The sequence below is a fragment of the Sarcina sp. DSM 11001 genome, assembly GCF_900101015.1.
Taxonomy (GTDB): Bacteria; Bacillota; Clostridia; order Lachnospirales; family Lachnospiraceae; genus CAG-791.
The window spans coordinates 47,511-68,498 of the sequence record NZ_FNFZ01000001.1 but is presented as its reverse complement, the minus strand read 5'-3'; the positions used below and the strand labels follow the sequence as shown (position 1 = coordinate 68,498).

Genomic DNA, 20,988 nt, shown 5'->3' with positions numbered 1-20,988 from the left:
TCAAGTGAAGATAAAGGACCGGTACAGCCGCCGGCCAGTCTCATATGTCCGGTGCGGCCGTGAACCGATCCTTCGTTCCTTTAAAAACCCAGCCTTTTACTCAGTCTTTGCCTCTTCGGATTCAGGCTTCTTTTCTACTTCAACAGCATTGTCCGCGATGAAGGTGATCGCCTTCTGAATAGCGAGTTCCTCCATCATTTCTTCTTTGCGGTGCTCGAAGTACTTCCTGATGGTCTCAACATCCAGACGATAGACCTCTGCCTTCTCCTTGAGCTCGTTTTCGTAATCCTCTTCAGTAGTAGTGATGTTCTCTTCCTTCGCGACCTGTTCCATGACCAGACGATACATGATGCGGCGCTCAGCGTCATCCTTAGCGTTCTCGATCATCTTCTCCCTGGTGGTCTGAGCATACTGAAGGTAATCTTCAAACTTCATACCCTGGGATGTGATCTGCTGCTCAAGCTCGCCGACGATCTGCTCCTGCTGAGTGCGAAGCATTGCCTCAGGGATATCGACATGAGAATCCTCGATGACCTTGCCGACAGCCATGTTTTCCTTATTGGTCTGGGCGGTTTTTTCCTTGCGCTCGGTCAGCTTCCTGCGGACATCAGCCTTGTACTCCTCAAGAGTGGAGAACTCGGAAACTTCACTTGCGAACTCATCGTCCAGCTCGGGAAGGATCTTCTCGGTGATCTTTTTGACAGTGCACTTAAAGACTGCAGGGCAGCCCGCGAGTTCATCAGACTGATAGTCCTCGGGGAAAGTCACATTGACATCAAACTCTTCACCGATATTCCTGTCAACCAGCTGCTCTTCAAAACCGGGAATGAAGGAACCAGAGCCGACAGACAGAGGATAATTGGTACCCTTGCCGCCCTCAAAAGGAACGCCATCCTTAAAGCCCTCGAAATCAAGAGCGATGTCGTCGCCCATCTTGACCGGACGGTCAGTGATCTCATTCTTGGCAGCGTTCTTCTCAAGCTCCTTGTGGATCTCTTTGTCGACCTCTTCGTCGGTTACAGTCGTATCCTGTTTCACAACCTCAACGCCTTTGTACTTGCCCAGGCTCACAGGAGGCTTCACGGCCACTTTCGCTGTATAGATAAAGGGCTTGCCCGCACCGATCTGCGTCACTTCGATCTCGGGATGAGAGACGATGTCCTCTCCGCTCTCCTTTGCAGCATCAGGATAAGAGCTGTTGATCAAATCATTGGCTGCATCCTCATAAAACATAGTCTCGCCATACAGCTTCTCCAGAACCTTCCTCGGTGTTTTTCCCCTGCGGAAACCGGGGACATTCATTCTGTTCTTCTGCCGTTTGTAGACCGCGTCAATCGCTTTATCAAAATCTTCGGCGCTCACTTCAATCGTGAGCTTGACCATGCTGTTCTCCAGTTTTTCAACACTTACACTCATTGTTACCTAAACCTCCATAAAGTTTTACACAAGTACATTGCATTATAGCACACACTTGAACCTATTTCCAACACATTTTTTCAAAAGAATCCAGCATATTGTGCCCTGTTCGACATTTTTACCATGCTTTTTTCAGGCATTTCATCTGCTTTCCAAATAGAGTCTGACTTAAAATAATTCCTATCCCATTTTTCAGACTTTCCCGACAAGAGACAGGGGACAGTTCTCCGTCTCTCCCCGTTCAGGAAAAAAGGAAAGACAGGAGACAGCTTCCTGCAGGAGACAGGGGATAGTTCTCCGTTCCCTGGCTCCTGTCCAGCTCCCCGAAAGAAAAGCAGGGCGGAATGAATTCCGCCCTGCCTGAATCCAGTTCTTGTAAATTCCGGTCCTTACCGCTCCCATTTCAGGTTCTTACTGACCATGGGTTTTTCCGGCTCCAGTCCTTTAATGACTCCAGTTCTTACTGGTTCCTGGCCTTACTGACTACAGTTCTTACTGGCTCAGTTATTGCCGCCTTCAGTCCTTACTGACTCCAAAAAAGTCCAGGAAAAGTCCAGGAAAAAGCTGTCAGTCGAGGAGACATTTCTCATCCATGTGGCCGTCGCGGTACATGGAGAACTTGTCCATAGGGTAATTCTTCAGGTTGTCGAGGACCTTTCTGTCGTCGGCCATCTTGAGAAGGCCTTCTCTCGCGCGCTTGATCTCCATCTCTGTCCTGTGTCTGGACGGGCCGCCGACACAGCCGCCCTCGCAGATCATGCCCTCGACAAAGCTCTCGGGCAGTCTGCCGGCCTTGAGCATCGTGAGGGTCTTCTTGCAGGCGTCTCCGCCCGCGACCTGCACGAGCTTGATACCGGAGATATCCTCTCCGCGCTCCTGCATGCACTCCAGGACGGCTTTTGCCACGCCGCCGGAGGTTGCAAAGCGCTTGCCCCAGATCGAAGATTCCTGGTAGGAATTGGCCGCCGCCTGAATATCAATGTCCTTGGAGCGCAGCATGGCCCGGAACTCTCCATAAGTGATGACATAGTCGGCATTGTCCGGGATCGTGGGATCTTCCGCCTCGGATTTTTTGGCGATGCAGGGTCCGACGAAGACTGTGATGCAGCCGGGGCGTGTGCTCTTGAGGTAACGGGAAACTGCGCACATGGGCGAGACGACGCTGGAAACATTCTCCTCAAAAACCTTGGGGAAATGCTTGCGCTGCATATTAATGAAAGCCGGGCAGCAGGAAGTCGTCATCTTACGTCCTTCGTGGGCCGCTTCGCTCCACTCGAGAGATTCATAGGCAGCCGTCATATCGCCGCCCAGTCCGACCTCCACCATATCCGAAAAACCGAGATCAAGGAAAACATTCTTGAGAGACTGCATCGTGATATCGGCGCCGAACTGTCCCTCCGTAGCGGGAGCGACCATGGCGATCACTTCGTCGCCGGCCTTAATATGGCGGATAATATCCACCAGATAGGTCTTGGAGCCAATGGCGCCAAAGGGGCAGGAATGGATGCAATGACCGCACTGGATACATTTATCCTCGTCGATCCGGCAGATTCCGAACTCGTCATAAGTGATCGCGCCGACAGGGCAGACACGCTTGCAGGGACGCACCAGATGGGCGATCGCCCCGTAAGGGCAGGCATTTGCGCACATACCGCATTCCTTGCACTTGGTCGGGTCGATCTTTGCCCTGTGGTCGCCGATAGTGATCGCTTTAAAACGGCAGGAATTGATGCAGGCTTTTCCCATGCAAAGACGGCAGTTGTCCGTAACGGTATACGCCGCCAGAGGGCACTCTTCGCAGGCAGGCTGGATGACCTGAACAACGTTTTTGGAGGTGCTTTCCGGATTTGGATTCTGCGCCAGTGAGAGACGGATCCTCTCAGAAATCACTTCCCTTTCCTTATAAACACAGCACCGATACTGAGCGACAGGACCGGGGCTCAACGCTAAAGTCAGATTCTTGAGGGATTCCTCGTTGATGGCATCATCCCAGGCAAGCCTTGCAACGCTTTCCATGATCAGATGTTTCAGCTCCAGTAACGTAGCATCATTGGTAACCATAAATATCCTCCTAAATCATCGATACAGGCAGATTCCGTCCAGAGCTGCCGAGTATGAATCCCTAACTGCCAACATTGTATCAAAAGCTATTGTAAAAAACTATAGCCAATTCAAGTGAAATATGTGGTTTTTACAGGTTTTTTATAAACATATTTGAATTTTCGTCCGTCAATTTTCGTCACACCAGTTCAAAAAAGTCAATATTTCAGTCTTTCATGTAAAGCCGGCATCTCATCCTGATATCTGACCCGAGTTTCCGCGTAAAAAGCGCATGAAAACACAAAAGCACGAGAAAAGCAGTGGTGCAGGAAAGTGCATTTAGCACGGGAAAACGCAGTCGTTACTCCACGCCCCCTCGAAGGGCGTGGACATGCAACGCTTGCGGCTCCCTGTATCAACCTGTCCATAGACGCGCGAAAACTGTTGGTGTACAATGAATCAGGAACTGCTGCCGATAGTTCCGGGAAAAGGAGCAGTCTGCCGGTATCCTTTTTGTTGAATCGGAAAATAAAGAAAAGGAGTATCTATGTTTGAAGCAAAAACCAATCTGAAGACCGCAATTTTCTTTGCCGACGGATGTGAAGAGATCGAGGGACTTACCGTTGTGGACCTGCTTTACCGCGCAGGGATTCCCTGTACAAAAGTGTCGATCACACAAAGCACAGAAGTGACTTCTTCCCATGAAGTCACCTTCCGCACAGACACAACGATCGGCGAACTGGATTTTGATCAGTATGATATGATCATCCTGCCCGGCGGCATCCCCGGGACCCCCAATCTTCGGGCATGCTTCCCCCTCATGGAACAGGTCAAAGCATTCTGCGAAAAAGGCAGGCAGGTCGCCGCGATCTGCGCCGCCCCCAGTATCCTTGCGGAACTCGGGCTGCTCAGCGGAGTCCGCGCTACCTGCAATCCCTCCAAAGATGAAGTGCTCAAAGAAAACGGCGCCCTTCTCTGTAAGGATAAAGTCGTCGTCAGTGACAACATCATCACGAGCCGCGGCATGGGTACGGCAATCCCCTTCGGTCTCGCCATCGTCGCCCACTATCTCGGAGAAGATAAAGCCCGCGCCCTCGGAGAAAACATCATTTATTATTGACCCGGAAACAGTATTACGGGCAAATACCGGACAAAAAAAGGAGCATGAAAAATGACCTGTTCACTTTTCATGCTCCCTGTTTTTTTCCAGTTCAGTTTTCCCGGAAGGATTCTTTCCGGCCCCGGTTTTACTGGTTCAGCCTGGCGTAGATCCTTGCGAGACCCAGCAGGTGCTCTGCCAGCTTATCGGTGAATGTTCCCGGAAGGGCCCGCCATTTCCAGTTGCTCCCCAGAGTGGAGGGCGTATTGATTCGCGCCTCATTGCCCAGTCCCAGATAATCCTGAATGGGAATGATGCAGATATCTGCCACGCTCATCATGGCAGTCCGGATCATGGCATCAACCGCTGTTTCTTTCCCGGTGATCCCCAGATACTTATAAGCGTAGTCCCTGACTTCCGGGTCCGTGTTCTCAAACCACCCCCGAGTGGTGTCATTATCGTGTGTTCCCGTGTAAACGACGCAGTTGCGGTTATAATTGTGCGGCTGATATTCGCTGTCACTCTTGGCATCAAAAGCAAACTGCAGGACCTTCATGCCGGGATATCCCGTTTCCTCCAGCAGTTTATGTACTTCCGGAGTGAGGAAACCCAGATCTTCGGCGATGACCTGACGGCCGCCGATCGTTTCCTGCAATGCGTCAAACAGCTCGATCCCCGGGCCCTGCACCCAGGTCCCGTTCATAGCCGTATTCTCCTGAGCGGGAATCTCATAATAGGATTCAAATCCGCGGAAGTGGTCGATCCTGACCGCGTCGTAGAGGAAGAAGGCGCGCTCCATGCGGGACCTCCACCAGGAAAAATTCTCCGCCCTGTGCCTGTCCCAGTCATAGATCGGGTTTCCCCAGAGCTGTCCCGTCGCGGAAAAAGCGTCCGGAGGGCATCCGGCGACTACAGAAGGACGCCCTTCGCCGTCCAGCTTGAAGTACTCCGGATGGCTCCAGGTATCCGCGCTGTCCATAGCGACATAGATCGGCAGATCGCCGATTATACTGATTCCGTGTTTGTTGGCGTAATCTTTGACCGCCTTCCACTGCAGGAAAAACATATACTGCAGGAAGCAATAGAAACGGATGTCGTCCACCAGCTCGGCGTGCCATTTTTTCATGGCCTCCGGCTGCCTGAGGCGGATATCATCATCCCATTCTGTCCAGGCGGCATTTTCGAAACGACCCTTGAGTGCGCTGTAAAGCGCGTAATCTTCAAGCCATTCCTTATTATTTGTGATAAAAGTCTCGAAAGCGTAACGGTCCCTGTTGTAAGCAGACTGTTTCCATACATCCGAAGGATGCAGAGAGTAGGGACTGTTTTCATAGGCATGGTGTAAAAGCAGGTACCGGCTCATATAGATCAGGTCATATTCGATATAGGAAGGGTTGGAGCCAAAATTAAACTGCTCCGTTTCCTCTCTCGACAAATAACCCGCTCCAATCAGCTGTTCCAGGTCAATGAAGTAAGGATTTCCGGCAAATGTGGAAAACGACTGATAGGGTGAATCGCCGTAGCCAGTCTGCCCGAGGGGCAGAATCTGCCAATACGACTGGCCTGCCTTAACGAGAAAGTCGACGAAACGATACGCCTCGGTCGAAAAACAGCCGATCCCGTATTTGGACGGAAGGCTGGCGACCGGAAGCAGTACACCACAGCTTCGTTTCATATTTTCCTCCATTTCAGGCGTGAACGGGCACGCCGGTGATCGCTGCGAGGCAGGGTCAATTCCTGAAATTTTTCAATTCCTATAATTTTTCAACTCTTATATTCTTTCAATTCCAAAATTCTTCCAACTCATAAATTCTTCGATTTTAAAATGAATCATTCCTTTCCCCACTGGATCTTGCGGACCATATTGACAAATTCGCCATTTGTCCGTGTCCTGGAGAACAGATCCAAAGCCTGGGTCACCGCCTGTTCAGCGCTCAGTCCGTTAAAGGCCCGGCGGATAGTGTTGACCGCAGCCAGTTCATCGGGGGTCAAAAGCAGATCATCCCTGCGGGTTCCGGAACGGACGATATCGATTGCCGGAAAAATGCGTCGTTCGGAAAGGCGCCGGTCAAGGACGAGCTCCATATTGCCGGTCCCCTTGAATTCCTCAAAGACGATGTCGTCCATCTTGCTGCCCGTATCGATGAGCGCGGTCGCAAGGATCGTAAGGCTCCCGCCCTCCCGCATACTTCTCGCGGCTCCGAAAAACCGTTTCGGCATGTGCAGGGCAGCCGGGTCCAGTCCTCCGGACAGCGTGCGCCCGCTCGGCGGTTCTGTAATATTGTACGCCCTTGTAAGGCGGGTAATAGAGTCAAGCAGGATCATGACGTCCCGTTTGTGCTCCACAAGGCGCCTGGCCCGCTCAATCGCCATCTCTGAGACACGCTTGTGATGCTCCGGCAGTTCATCGAAAGTAGAATAAATGACTTCCGCATCGTCTCCTTCGATTGCTTCCCGGATGTCCGTGACTTCCTCCGGCCTCTCATCGATCAAAAGGACGATCAGATGGATCTCCGGATTATTGTACTTGACAGAACGCGCCACATCCTTGATCAGGGTCGTCTTGCCCGCCTTGGGAGGGGAAACGATCATGCCTCTCTGTCCCTTGCCGACGGGGCACATCAGGTCCATAATGCGCATGGAAATACTGCCGCCTGTGCGCTCGAGACGAATCCTCTCATCCGGAAATACCGGAGTCATATCCTCGAAATTATAACGCTTAGTGGCTTCATCGGGGGAATAGCCGTTCACGCTCTTGACATAGAGCAGGGCGCTGAATTTTTCCCCCTGCGTCTTCACGCGGATATTCCCTGAAATAATATCGCCCGTCTTGAGGCCGAAACGCCTGATCTGGCTGGGCGCCACATAAATATCATTTTCTCCCGGCATGTAGTTGGCACAGCGGATGAAACCAAAACCATCCTGCATGACCTCCAGAATGCCGTTTGCCATCTGGCCGCTGTCGAGCTCTGTATTGAGCTCGTCTCTGTGAAAGACCGGGGCGTCCTGACGTCCGGACTGAAAATACCTGGCCGGCCGGTTCCCCTGCGGATCCTGCTGCATGTCCTGTCCGTTCCGGGGCTCCTGTGTCTGCCCTGCTGCCTGCCCGGAAAACGCCTGGCCGGAAGCCGTCTGGCCTAATGCCGCCTGTCCAGTCTGAGACTGCTGAGACTGGGACTGCTGAGACTGCCAGATTCCGTTCTGCCCGCTGTCAGACTGCCTGACTGGCTGCTGGGTATAATTATAAGACGCGGACGCCTCTCTGACAACGGGTTCTGATCTTTCAGCGCCCCGAACGGCAGATTCGAAAGCTTCTCCTTCCCTCTGGCCTCCCTGGGACTGGCGCATCTGCCTTCCCTGCTGACGTCCTCCTGCGACAACGACCTGCCTGGGGCGGCCATTCTGCCTCCTTCCGTTTGCGGAATAGGAGCCGGTATTTGTCTTTACCCTCTGCCCCTGAGACCGGAGCCTGCCCTGGGACTGACTATTGTCCTGAGACTGCACGTTGCCCTGAGACTGCGAACTGCCCTGAGGCTGCACGTTGCCCTGGGACTGCGGACCGCCCTGAGACTGCATGTTGCCCTGGGACTGCGGACTGCCCTGAGGCTGCACGTTGCCCTGGGACTGCATATTACTCTGGAACTGAGAACTGCCCTGGGACTGCCCCGCATCCTGTACCGCAGACCTGTCCCGAGACACGTTTCTATCCTGCCCTGCGGACATATTCCGGCTTGACTGCATATTCTGCCCTGACTGTCCGTACGGGTTCCTGCTGTCTCCGCTCTCCCTTCTGTCCCGGCTGAATGAATCGGATGACTCTGCGCCGCCTGACGCCAGGCCGGCATCGCCGCCCTGCGCACTGTTTCCGCTGCTGTTCCCGCTTCCTATTGCCTGAGAATCAGCCCCCGAGCGGGAGCTTCCGGCAGCCATTTTCTCTGCTGCAGCTGCTTCCTCAGCCTCCTTTTGCTGCCTCTTCAGCTCCTGCCTGCGCTGCTGCCTCTCCTCACGGTAAGCTTTCGCCTCCTCCTCATCTTTTTTGAGCATTGCATCAATGAGATCCGCCTTTTTCAAAGCGGAAATGCGCCGCATTCCCCGATTTTTGGCAATCTCACGCAGATCATGCAAGGAAATCGACTCATACATCTCTCTGGTCATTTACTATCCTCCAAAAATATATCTTCATCCTGCTTCCTTATGCAGAAAAACGGGAGCAGGTTCTCTTCCTTAATTAATCTGTCTAAAATAATTAATCTGTCTAAAATTATCTGTCTGTTGATTCGTATATTAAATATATATTCATTTAATACCGTATTTCTATTACCTTTATATCTATTATCGTTATACTAATTTTCTGTATATTTTCAGTTTTCCTGTATAATCTGTCCCGTTTTCAAAATCAGCACTGCTTCCTGCAAGTTCCTCTCATTGATATTTTCAGAGACATTTTCTGCATTTGCTTCAAATTATTTGCATCAAAAAATTTGTTTACATATATTTTCTTCAAGCAGGCTTTTTCAAAATATGTTTTCTTCAAAGCATTTTCTATTCATCAATATGCTTTTATTTTATATAGAAGATAAAAATCATTTTTTAAAGAAAATCTATTTAAAATTGGATGAAAGACCTGTCTGAAACAGTGCGCACAGGAACATATGCCCACAGGCCAAAAGCAGCCAGAGTGTGAGCGCAAAAATATTAAGCCCTATACAGGGAAATCCAAAACAGGAAAACGATTAAAAATTTAAAAATCCGGTGAAAAAACGGCTGCGGAACCATGGTGAGTTGATGACTTGATCTGAGAATGGCAGCAGCACTTTATGCGCCGCCTCTGTTTCGCCACTATTTATGAGGTTCCATCCGTCCCGATCTGTATTGATACAATGAGTCACATGAATTATAGAACAGTCAAAAAAGATTTTCAATGAGGTATTGATAAATCCCGGTGTTTTTTTCCTTCCATTTGCCCGCGATCGCTTCAGCAGAAGCCGCGTCAGGGACAGAGAGCTTGACTTCGAGCTGAGTGACCCCTCTTTCCTTGACAGACATGCGCACTTCATAGACCCCGGAGACCATCCGCTCATAAACAGCGGTCACTTCGCGGTCCTCCCGGATCTGCCGTCCGTGTTCTACCAGCCATTCATCGACCTGTTTTCTGATCAGCGGGTTCAGCTGGGCACAGAAAAAGCCGAGCGCCTCTTTTCCGGCGTCCGTCAACTGCAGAAATTTCTTGTCTCCCTCCATACGGATCCTGACCAGATCCCTCTTTTCCAACTGGGCATAGCTCTCCGCCAGAGAGACAAAGTTCGCATAGCCGCTTTCAAGGAGAAAAGTGGACAGCATAGCCTGTGTCACATCTCCTTCAGCGCGGTCGAGCATATATAAAATGATCAGCTTATAAACGGTAAAAACTTCATCCATTTCGTTTTTATTCATTTTCTCTTTCCAAAAGCTGTTCGGGCTGCGTATAACGCTCATCTCCTGTCAGGCGGTAAAGCCGGGTCCGGATCTCTTTTTCATATCCGTTTTCAGAGGGTTCATAGAGGTGAACCCCGCGGACGGCTTCAGGCAGATAAGGCTGACCGCTGTAGTGTTCTTGGTAGAGATGCGCATATTGATACCCGATCCCGCGGCCAAGTCTGCCCGCGCCCCCGTAATGGGCATCCTGCAGATAAGGAGGGACGGGGAGATTGCCCGTCTTTCCGACGAGTTCTCTGGCGGCAGAGATCGCGTTGACCGCCGCATTGCTCTTGGGCGCGCCCGCCACATAGGCGGCCGCCTGCGCCAGGAGGATCTGGGACTCGGGCATACCGATCCGCTCACAGGCCAGTGAACAGGAAACAGCGACCTGGATGGCCTGGGGATCTGCATTTCCGACGTCCTCGGCAGCGCAGATCATGATCCTGCGGGCTATGAATTTCGGATCCTCGCCGGCTTCCAGCATCCGGGCCAGGTAGTAGACAGCCGCATCCGGATCAGACCCCCTCATGCTCTTGATAAAGGCTGAGATCGTGTCGTAGTGATTGTCGCCGCCCTTGTCATAGCGGGGCGCGCGCCTCTGGATGCACTCCTGTGCGATTTCAAGGGTGATATGGATCTTTCCGTCTTCAGAAGGAGCCGTGGTCAGCACGCCCAGTTCCACTGCGCTCAGCGCCCGCCTGGCATCTCCGCCCGCGACATCCGCCAGGAAATCCGCCGCATCCTCATCGATCGCGGCATTATACATCCCCATTCCCTTTTCGCCGTCATAGACAGCCCGGAGGATCAGAGCCCGGATATCCTGCGCTGAAAGGGGCTTCAGTTCAAAGACAGTAGAACGCGAAATCAGCGCTCCGTTCACCTCAAAATAAGGATTTTCCGTTGTCGCCCCGATCAGGGTCACCGTTCCGTCCTCGACGAAAGGAAGCAGATAATCCTGCTGGGACTTATTGAACCGGTGGATCTCGTCGATAAACAGGATCGTCTTTTTACCGTACATTCCCATACGGTCCTTCGCGGCTTTTACGGCCTCCTCCATATCTTTTTTCCCGGAAGTAGTCGCATTGAGCTGCACAAACTCGGCGCTGGTCGTGTTCGCAATGACCTTGGCCAGCGTCGTCTTGCCCGTCCCGGGAGGACCGTAAAAAATCAGCGATCCCAGCTTGTCCGCCTGAATCGCCCTTCTCAAAAGCCTGCCCTTCCCGATGATATGTTCCTGCCCGACGACCTCATCCAGCGTCGTCGGACGGATGCGTGCCGCCAGCGGAGACTCCGTCTGCTGCTGCTCCTGCCGCATGTATTCAAACAGATCCATGCAAAAATCCTCAATTCTGTTAAAACGATCCAGTTAAAGCGATCCTGTTAAAACAAGACTCTTAAAACGATCCTGTAAAAATAAATCCTGTAAAAACAGGTTCTGTAAAATAATTCTATAGAAAAAATCTTGTGGAAACAATCTTGTTAAAACCAGAATGAAGAGCACTCTCCCCGCCAAATACTCAGCGAAGAGAGTGCTGTTTTACTCAAAAATCATCAGCATCTGTCAATACTGCATCTATGAATACTGCATCTGCCAATACTGTATCTGTCTATGCCGTATCTATCAATGCTGTATCTGTCAATACTGTATCTGTCAATACTGTATCTGTCAATGCTGTATCTGTCAGGGATCAGAACTCTGCCAGTTCCTCCATGACCAGATGTCTGGGCAGACCATCGACAAAGACAGGCTCCAGCTCGCCCATGATCAGCGGACGTGCATAGTCGAGGTATGCATCGGTGATGCCGCAGCCGTCCTCGGTGATGAACTCCTCCGGAACTGCCTTCTCGACGTTCGCGATGTCATGGATATCGTGCAGATCAATGGCGCACAGATAAGGATCCTGGCTGACTCTCTTGAAGACAGGCATCATAGCGGTCTTGCCCTCAGCGGCAGCCTTTGCGGAAGCGCGGCCCGCTGCGAAAGCTTCGTTGATGTCGGTCAGGGAAGCGATGTGGGAACCTGCTCTCTGAAGAGTGGAGAACTCGATCGCGCGAGTCTTCAGGCCGGTCTCCTTGGCGATGATCCTGCAAAGGTTGGCAGCCGTGCCGCCCAGCTGTTTGTGGCCGAATGCGTCGACGGGAAGAACCGCACCGCCGGCTTCGCAGACGAACTTGCCGTCAGCTGTCGCGATACCCTCAGAAACCGCGATAACGACGGAGCGCTTGGTCTCAGACAGATATTTGACCTTTTCCATGAAAGCGTCGAGGTCGAAAGTCCTCTCAGGCAGATAGATCGCGTCACAGCCGGAGCAGTCACTGCCCTTTGCCAGAGCTGCAGCAGCGGTCAGCCAGCCTGCGTGACGGCCCATGATCTCAACGATGACGATCGTAGGCTTTGCAGCGCCAAAGGACTCGTTGTCACGGATGATCTCCTTGATGGATGTTCCGATGTATTTGCATGCGGAAGCATAGCCGGGGCAGTGGTCAGTGATCGGCAGATCGTTGTCAATCGTCTTGGGAACGCCCATGAAATATTTGTCCTTGATGCCCTTCTCAGCCGCAAAATCGGAAAGCATCTTGACGGTATCCATGGAATCATTGCCGCCTGCATAAAACAGAGTGTTGATGTCATTGGCATCCATCACATCCAGAACCTTCTGATAGGTCTCGGGGCTGGCATCGATCTTGGGCATTTTGAAACGGCAGGAGCCGAGGAACGCGGAGGGCGTTCTCTTGAGCAGCTCAATTCCCATGGGATCTGCAAGATATTTGTCAAGATCAACGATACTGCCCTGCAAAAAACCTTCGATGCCGTGAATCATGCCATAAACCTTGTCATAACCCTGCTTCTTGGCCTCATAATAAACACCGCCGATAGAAGCGTTGATGACAGCTGTCGGGCCGCCGGACTGTCCGACTACACAATTACCCTTACCCATTCTTCGTTCTCCTTCTTTAAAAACTTTAAAACTTGTTGTTACTGTGTTTAAAACAACAAAAGTAATTTCCCGGCAGAATTTTATTAATAAATAACAGCCGGAATGTCCTGGAACTGCGTATACAGCACATGCTGACTGAACTGCCTAAACACTATTCACAGCATATATAGAATTGTATCCGCCAGTGATAAATCACTTTTCAAGATTATAGCAGAATGAAAATAGACGGTCAATGCACTCCGACAGGCGGACGATTCTTTTATCTTTTGCTCTTTTTATCGGTACCAGCTCCCCTTTCTCAGGCCCTTGGGATAATGGTTTTTAATCACATTTCCTCCGGCTTTGCCCCAGCCGGCTGCACAGCCGTCGATCGTGACAAGGCACCAGCCCTTGAAATTCTTCACATTTTCACTACAGGAAACGCCCAGCGGACTGTTATCTATAAAAGCTGCAGAGACATTATTGTCTTCTATTCCATTTTCATTGCGGGAGATGCCGGCAGAATTGGTTTCTGCAGATTTCGAGCCGTCACAAAGATCCGCTGTCTCACCTATCTGAAGAGATTCCCCTCTAAACCAGGCATAAGCCTGGGGACTCGTCCCCGGAAGGGAAATGCTCCTGAGAGCTTCTTCGCGGCGCAGGGCCATAGCAAGTGCATGAGCCGGCTCGAAGCGGCCGCGAACCACGTTGCCCAGGTGGAGGCCGGGCCGCATGACCTTCAGCCCGTCCAGGTCGGATCCGGAAATATGAGCCGGCAGAGCCCAGAGCGCGTCTCCAAACAGGATCAGGCATTCCTCCCTGCAAAAGCGCGAGACTCCCGCCCCGCATGGAGCTCCGTCCGTTTCCTGTGAATCCTGGAGGAGCAGATTATCCCGGCAGAATTCTTTCCATAGTTTCAGAGCCTCGCTGCGCTTTACCGGCGTATCGCCGGACCGGTTTTCGCTGCCGCGCCCGAAAGATCCGGAATTTTTTCCTTTTTTTCCTGGTCTTTTTCTTCCTGTCTTCACATGCTTTTCCGCAACGGCCCCTGCTGTTTTTTCTGCGGCCTCTATTTCCGCAACAGCCCCTGCTGTTTTTTCCGCGGCCTTTATTTCCGCAGCGGCCCCTACTGTTTTTTCCGCGGCATTTTTTTCCGCAGCGGCCCATGCTGTTTTTTCCGCGGCCTTTTCTGCTGGGTCTGCAGATTTTCCGTCTGAAAAAGGTGTAGAAGAATCGTTTGAAAATGGCTTTGAGGATTCCTTTTTTGATTCCTTTTTCAATACAGCGGCAAAATGGCCTTCTCCTCTTAACCTGTGGGGCCACAGACGGACCGTTCCTTCAGGGATGTCAAAAAAAGCCAAGGCTCCTGCTTCTGCCAAAGGAACAAATCTTTCCGGCTTCCAGCCAGCCCCGGATCGCTGCTCATTTCCCGTATCGGATCTTTCTGAAATACTTCCTGCCGGGCCACGGACAATCCATTCACCCCTGCCTGATTCAAATCCCCATTTTTCCATATCCACACCGGGCAGATCTGAAATGATTTCCACATCGAATTCCGGATGATCTGCGAGAAAATGAAAGATCACCGCCTCATTTTCCTCCGGGGCAAAGGTACAGGTCGAATAAATCAGGGTCCCGCCGGGACGCAGCATAGAAGCGGCTTCCTCCAGAATCTCTTCCTGGCGGGCGGCGCACCTGTACACGTTTTCCATACTCCAGTTCAGCAGCGCTTCCTCTTCTTTGCGGAACATTCCCTCACCGGAACAGGGGGCATCCACGACGATTCTGTCAAAAAAGACCGGAAACCGGGAGGCCAGCCGCTGCGGCGTCTCATTTGTCACTACAGCGTTTCTGACACCCATGCGCTCAATATTTGCGGACAGGACCCTGGCCCGTTCAGGATGGATCTCATTCGCCACCAGAAGCCCCCGGCCCCGCAACGACGCGGCCAGCTTTGTGCTCTTCCCCCCGGGAGCTGCGCACAGATCCAGTATCCTTTCTCCCGGCTGCGCCCCGCAGAGCACTGCCGGAGCCATGGCGCTCGCCTCCTGGATATAATACATACCTGCTTCATGCCAGGGGAGCCGGCCCGGTCGCCATTTTTCAGAATAATAAAAGCCGTCCTGTTCCCAGGGAACCGGAACAAGGCTCGGTGCGTCTGAAGCTCGTTCTTTAGACACAAGCTTCATAAAGAACTCTCTGTCTGTCTTCAGGGTATTGACCCGCAGCGAAAAAAGGCGTTCCAGCCCATAGGAAGACAAAAAAGCCTCATACTCATTTTCTTCCAGAAGGTTTTTCATTCGGGTCAAAAAACCCTCAGGTAAAACAATCTCACCCGAAGACTCTGTCTGACCGGACTCCATCGAAGGAATTGTACCTTCCCTGTTGCTTAGTTCCTTTTTCGAAGGCAGGACCGCTGTTTTTCTCTGCTTTTCTGCTGTTTTTTGTTTTGCTGCTTTTATTTGCTTTACTGCTTTTTTCATCTCATCTCCAAAACTGGTTCTACCGTCAGCAGTCACCCTTTTATTCCGCAAATGATTATTCCGCAAATGATTATTCCGTAAATGATTATTCCGCAAATGGGGTCAGGACCTGGTCATGGTCGATGATAGTCTCCGGGGTCAGCCTGGAGCCGTCCTCGCAGGTCCAGCCGTCGATATTGCCGTATTTTTTGCGGAAGCTGCTGTAGAGGTGCTCCCCGTATTCCTCGACGGGAACGAAGCCGACCGGCTCCCCGCGGGGGATGAAGATTTCCATGTCGTTGAAGCCGTAACGCAGGGTCACGGTGCAGAAGGCGGCAGGGTCTTCCCGGAAGCTTTCCCAGAACGCCACTCTGCCCTCGAGCCAGGAGAGGAGGTTCTGTGCGCTCTGGCAGAAAGAGTCTGTCTCTCCCCAGCGGTGGGCATCCATAGCCGCGGAAGGCGCGAGCGTTTCCATCTGGTCTCTGAATTCCCCGTCCAGATAGTTCTGCAGGGCAGGCATGAACTCCTCGCGGGCAAAAGTCCGCAGAGTCTCTGTAAAGGCGGGGAATTTGTCCAGCTCCGTCAGCCAGCCTTCTCTGTGGCCGCGCAGCCAGTCGCTGTACATCATGACATTGGGAAGCCTGCCCAGACCCGTCGCGCCCATGGAGAGGTCAAAATCCCAGACCGGGCCGCAGTACAGCAGCGGGTCATTGGCATCCTTATAGACAAAAAAGCTGAAGCTCTCGACATCCCACTGGACCATGAAATCCTGCATAACATACATTTTCATCCAAGATTCCATATCCAGATAATCGTCCCAGTTTTTCCCGGTGTCAGCATTTTTCCCATTTTTGTCAAAAAGGGCCGCTTCCGCCTCCCGCAGATAACCGGCAATATACTGCCCCTCTTTTAAAGGAACGGCTTCAGGGCTTTTTACAACAAAATGGTGGGTCTGCGTGGAGAACCAATAATCCTCATCCTCGTAGCGGCCATCGATCTCCAGCAGATAACCGCCACTGATATTGGCCGGCACTTTCTTCTGCGGAGAAGCATGCAGTTCAAGGCCGTTCTCATCGGTTTCCGTCACGATGTGTACGGAATCATCAGCATTTCCGCCGCTATTACTATTATTATTGCTATTACTGTTGTTATCGCTATTACTGTTGTCATCATTATTACTATTGCTATCGTTATTACTCTTTCTGGTATTTTGTTCAATGTCTTCCTGAGAATATTGTCCCTGCCCCTGACCTGTCTTTTTACCGGCCAGCTTTTCATTTTCCTTTTCCAGATCAGCAATTCTCACGCTCCCGCCCTTTGCATTGGGCCTCTGGGCGAGCAGATAAAGCCCATGATAGGAGCCGTTAAAATAGACATTGACAAAAGAAGACTGGGGCGCAGCCGCCATTTTCAGCTGCTCAGACAGGTCAAAAACGGTTTTATTGCGAAGATAGGAATCATCCGAGGTATTTGCGATCAGGGCAAACTTCCGGGCCTCCTCCATGCCAAACACTTTCCGGGAAGAAGCCAGATTGAGGCTGTACTGTTTTTTGTCCTCCTTCCAGCTGCTGTTGCCGCGCCCGTGGATCGTGCACCGGCCCGCGGCGTCCTTCTGCCCGGATTCTGTAAAAAAGGCATACCGGCATTCCTCACGGACAGATTTATCGGCGTTGACAGCATCCAGTCCCCCCGTTTCAGTGTTGATATACAGGGTCGGAACATCTGCATGCGCGGAATAAAAAGCGAGCTCCGCCTCCTCCAGAACCACTCCGTCTTTATCCAGCAGGCGTGCCTGCCACAAAGATCCGTTCTCTAACCCGCTGCAACGAAAAATATCTCCGCTCCGCAAAATAAAGCTGTTTTCTTTTGAATCACGTTCTTCACCGACAGACTGTTCACTATTGACTGTCTGTTCACTATTGACTGTCTGTTCACTATTAACAGACTGTTCACCATCTTCAGAAGATTCCTCCGCAGCTTCGGTCTTTTGCGATTCTTTCCGCAAAGAATTCAGTTCCAGAACTGCAAAATGGTCAAAATTCAGGCGGACTTTTCCGGCCAGATCCGCCGGCAGATAAAGTGACCATTTTCCTTCTCTTCTCTTGATCAGGCGGATCTGCTGCTGCGCCTCAGGGATCTGTACAGCACTTCTCTCATCTTCATCCTCTGCCTTTTCTCCATTCTCAGTACCAATATTATTACCTTCGCTATTGTTACTGTTACTATTGTTACCATTACTATTATTGCTATTACTTTCATTCTGATTCTTATATGCACCGGCATATGCTTCCCCTGTAAACAGGATATTTTCAAAAAGTGAGTGTTCTTTCTGATAATCTAAAGCAGCCTGCTGTTTATACCGGGCAGACCCCCGGTCAGCAAACAGCAGGCATAAAAGCAGTATGAAGGAAGCGGCGATCATCACCGCAGGGATTAATGGTAAGGGTTTTCTCATATCAAGGCAGTTTTTAAGACTTCTGCAGACAATACTTTTTGTTACAGATGAAGGTCTGTTTAATACAAAAAATGAGCCTGTTTAATACAGATAATGGTTTGCATAAAGGCTGTTTCACAGACGACATGGAACCGATTGTGAGTGTTAATAATCGTTAATGCCTGTTAATACACGCCTGTCTGCGCTTCCTCTTCAGCAGTTTCTTCCGGCCCTTCAAGCCCTTCAAGCTCTTCAAGCTCTTCAGTCTCTTCCGAGCTTTCCGGTCCTTCCTCCTCAGCCCACTCAGCGGCCTCCTGTGCGGTCTCTCCCGTTCCTCCGGTCCTGCCGCCGTCAGCGCTGTCAGGTATATATTTCCCGTCAGCTGTTCTCTCGAGATAACACTGAACCAGAAAGCGCTGATCCTCTCTGGTGTTGCAGGTGGAGAGCGTGAGGATCCGGCTCTGGGCCGTCAGTTCCACGCTTTCGTCCACATACCCGAGGTAAACGGATTCTCCCGTAAAGATATCCCGCAGATATTCGATAAAGACCGCGGGATCCCTGAAATGATCATGGGCATCGAGGATGTGATCATCATTGGTGTTGTAGGCGGCGAAGATCCTGTAATGCAGTACTTTGTCCGGCAGATAGACGAGGACCTCTCTGTTCCGGTCAAAAAAGTCCTGGTCATCAAACAGGTGCAGGGTGCGGAACATGGATCCGTCCGACATGTCGTGTCCATAGAGGATCGTATCGGGATCGGAAAAGTCCTTTTTGTTGTAATATTGCGAGTAAATCGAACCGGCGAACTCCGCAGTCCCGTCAGGCCTGTGGCTCAGATAAAAATCCAGTTCCCGGTCCGGCCCGGACTGACAGACGGGATAATTGATATTAGTCTCCGGAATCAGAATCCAGGCATAAGCATCCGGAGCTGTTTTCCAGAGTTCCTCAAAATCGACCGGAATCCTTTCGGGCGGCTCCGCAGGCACGACCGGGATGGCAGTTTCCGCTGTGGCCGCTTCTGCTGTCGATGCAGCATCAGTACTAGCTTCTTTTGCAGTCGTGGAAGCGGTTCCTGCCGCAGAGGCCGACGCCGCTGAATCTGTCCCCTTTTTTTGAGGAAAGAGAATCGACTTTATTCCAAACACAAATAAGAATATGCCCGCCAGGAGTACTGCCGAAGCCGTGAACGCTTTTATCAGGTTTTTCAGTCTGCGCAGCTTTTTCCTGCGCAATTTCTTTTTTCGAGACATAAAACAGTTACTGATATTTATATACTTTATTTACATTCTTACTTTATAGACAGATTACACGAAACATTTTGTAAATTTTTATATAAGGCACCTGCTTCTAAATGTGATTTTGACATAAACAATGCACTTATTCCTGACATTACAAGGTCTCAATGATACATTCATGTTTTTTACTGGCAGAATGATAGGTAACTCCGACCAACAGTATTTTCCCTCCAAATCCCTCAAATGCTTTTGGATACTGCCGCTCTTTAATCTGATCGATCGCGGTATGAAGGGCTTTATCCTGTTTTAGTTCAATCAGCATCAGCGGTTTGTCCGAACCTCTTTTGGGGATGAACACCAGGTCTGCATATCCTTTGCCGGCAGGAAGTTCTTCCACTCGGATATAGTAATCCACATATGTATAATACGCCAGTTTAATCACGGACCGAAGTGCTTCCTCATTGTTATATGTCTTCGGATTAGTATTCAGGAGGTGGGCCAGTTCCAGGGTCTGCGCCACTTTCTCCTGATCTCCCTCCCAGGTACTCTGCAACAACTTTCTCGCATTGGTAAACATCCTGGCACTATCCAAATCACTGCTCTTGGAAAGAGACAGTGCAAATTCCTCACGGATTTCCTTGTTGGGGATCCGTACGGTGCGTTCAGCGGCATCATAAGCCAGATATCCCAAGTGAATCAGCAAAGTGAACGCATCATCCAGGTTTTGTGCCATCTGCATTTCATTGGAAAAAGATTCCACGAAGACAGGTATTCTCTTTCCTGCCATCAGAGAGATCACTGCACTGCGAAGGCCATCCACCGGATTCTCAATCCTTTCCCGCAGGGTCTCATAGGAAGCAGTCTCAGCCCAATAAGAACGGTAATCTCTCCTGCTGACAGCCATCATAACCGCACGGGGATTATACACTGATCCTGTCTGAGGAAATGAATACCCGTCATACCACTCTTTTAAGGATGAAAAGCTGATCTCCGGAAAGTGTTTTATTATCTCCGGGTCTGCACAGAGGTTCTGTACCTCTTTTTCTGTAAATCCGACAAAATCTCCCATCATTCCGGGATCCAGCATAGTGTATTCCTGAAAAGAAGAAACTGCAGAATGCCCTTTTACCTTTTTCATAGGGATTATCCCCGTGAGATAAGCCCCTGCAAACACTTTTTCTGTATATCCATCGCTGGTCTTAAACAATCCCCGGAGCATGGACAGATAACGGGTGTGGAGAGATTCGTCCTCTTCATCCTCGCGGAAAAAGAGATCCCATTCATCCATGATCCAGAAAATCTTTCTTCCCCGGTTATGCCGGACCATGTTCAGTAATGTATCCCGAAACAGTTCTCCGACGATTTCCGGACCGTACGCTTCACTTATCTCAGCCGAAATCCTTTCCTGAAGGAAAGAGATAAAGTCCGTTTGAGGAACCTGATCTTTACCTGAGCGAAGTGTCTCTTCTCTTAAGACATTCAAACGCTCTTCCATCTCCTCCCGCAGGCTGGTCATATCGACATAAATCACATCATACTTACCCAAATGTTTCTCAAAATCAGGGCTTTTCCCAATTTCAAGATCCTTAAACAGATTTTTTGCCCGGTTTCCCTTCCCGTAATATGCGCACAACATCGCGGCAGCATAGGATTTCCCGAAACGGCGCGGACGGCTCACCAGAAACAGCCGGTCCTCAGTGTCCAGGTTTGCGTTTACGCAGGAAATGAGCGCAGATTTATCAATATATTTTTTCTTCCGTATAGACTGGAATTTATCTTTTCCGGGATTCAGATAGATTCCCATCTGTACACCTCCACTGTAAAAGTTTTTCTTTATCCACCTGGTTATTATAACAAATATAAAAGGATATGAGTACCAGAAGATGAGCTCTGCAGCAGACGTTAATCGTGCAGGCCATTCAAACCC

General features: G+C 50.7%; 12 protein-coding genes. 1 reads left to right on the top strand and 11 read right to left on the bottom strand.

Features of this window, described 5'->3' with window-relative positions; translation table 11 throughout:
* Nucleotides 1–96 precede the first annotated feature (96 nt).
* Nucleotides 97–1,416, bottom strand: a complete 1,320-nt coding sequence (tig, locus tag BLT02_RS00235) for a trigger factor (RefSeq protein ID WP_092990850.1) — start codon at nt 1,414–1,416, stop codon at nt 97–99.
* Between the two features lie 567 nt (nt 1,417–1,983).
* Nucleotides 1,984–3,477 carry a 4Fe-4S dicluster domain-containing protein gene (locus BLT02_RS00225; RefSeq protein WP_092990848.1) on the bottom strand — a complete coding sequence of 498 codons (1,494 nt, stop codon included), beginning with the start codon at nt 3,475–3,477 and terminating at the stop codon, nt 1,984–1,986.
* Nucleotides 3,478–4,003: 526 nt separating this feature from the next.
* Here BLT02_RS00225 and BLT02_RS00220 point away from each other — a divergent pair.
* Nucleotides 4,004–4,576, top strand: coding sequence for a DJ-1 family glyoxalase III (locus BLT02_RS00220; RefSeq protein ID WP_092990847.1), 573 nt, complete (start codon nt 4,004–4,006; stop codon nt 4,574–4,576).
* A 127-nt stretch (nt 4,577–4,703) separates the two neighbouring features.
* Here BLT02_RS00220 and malQ read toward each other — a convergent pair whose 3' ends face one another.
* The 9 genes from malQ to BLT02_RS00175 all read right to left on the bottom strand — a co-directional run bounded on the left by malQ (nt 4,704) and on the right by BLT02_RS00175 (nt 20,865).
* On the bottom strand, nt 4,704–6,290 hold the full coding sequence (gene malQ, locus BLT02_RS00215; RefSeq protein WP_278277362.1) for a 4-alpha-glucanotransferase: 1,587 nt from the start codon (nt 6,288–6,290) through the stop codon (nt 4,704–4,706).
* 95 nt (nt 6,291–6,385) lie between these two features.
* Entirely contained in the window at nt 6,386–8,698 is a 2,313-nt protein-coding gene (gene rho / locus BLT02_RS00210) for a transcription termination factor Rho (RefSeq protein WP_092990993.1), read from the bottom strand.
* A 762-nt stretch (nt 8,699–9,460) separates the two neighbouring features.
* Nucleotides 9,461–9,988 carry a DUF4364 family protein gene (locus BLT02_RS00205; RefSeq protein ID WP_175453607.1) on the bottom strand — a complete coding sequence of 176 codons (528 nt, stop codon included), beginning with the start codon at nt 9,986–9,988 and terminating at the stop codon, nt 9,461–9,463.
* Nucleotides 9,981–11,345 (bottom strand): replication-associated recombination protein A, encoded by a 1,365-nt coding sequence (locus tag BLT02_RS00200; RefSeq protein WP_092990844.1) that lies wholly within the window; start codon nt 11,343–11,345, stop codon nt 9,981–9,983. The genes BLT02_RS00205 and BLT02_RS00200 overlap by 8 nt, the downstream gene beginning before the upstream one ends.
* Before the next feature lie 355 nt (nt 11,346–11,700).
* The gene (locus BLT02_RS00195) at nt 11,701–12,951 is read right to left on the bottom strand and encodes a 6-phosphofructokinase (protein ID WP_092990843.1); all 1,251 of its coding nucleotides are present in this window, start codon (nt 12,949–12,951) and stop codon (nt 11,701–11,703) included.
* A gap of 275 nt (nt 12,952–13,226) precedes the next feature.
* Nucleotides 13,227–15,413, bottom strand: a complete 2,187-nt coding sequence (locus BLT02_RS17635; RefSeq protein WP_092990842.1) for an RsmB/NOP family class I SAM-dependent RNA methyltransferase — start codon at nt 15,411–15,413, stop codon at nt 13,227–13,229.
* Between the two features lie 85 nt (nt 15,414–15,498).
* Complete coding sequence (locus BLT02_RS00185; protein WP_092990841.1) at nt 15,499–17,847, bottom strand: CotH kinase family protein; 2,349 nt, start codon at nt 17,845–17,847, stop codon at nt 15,499–15,501.
* A 164-nt stretch (nt 17,848–18,011) separates the two neighbouring features.
* The gene (locus BLT02_RS00180) at nt 18,012–18,971 is read right to left on the bottom strand and encodes a class B sortase (RefSeq protein WP_175453606.1); all 960 of its coding nucleotides are present in this window, start codon (nt 18,969–18,971) and stop codon (nt 18,012–18,014) included.
* 244 nt (nt 18,972–19,215) lie between these two features.
* Nucleotides 19,216–20,865, bottom strand: a complete 1,650-nt coding sequence (locus tag BLT02_RS00175) for an AAA family ATPase (RefSeq protein WP_092990839.1) — start codon at nt 20,863–20,865, stop codon at nt 19,216–19,218.
* Between the last annotated feature and the right edge of the window lie 123 nt (nt 20,866–20,988).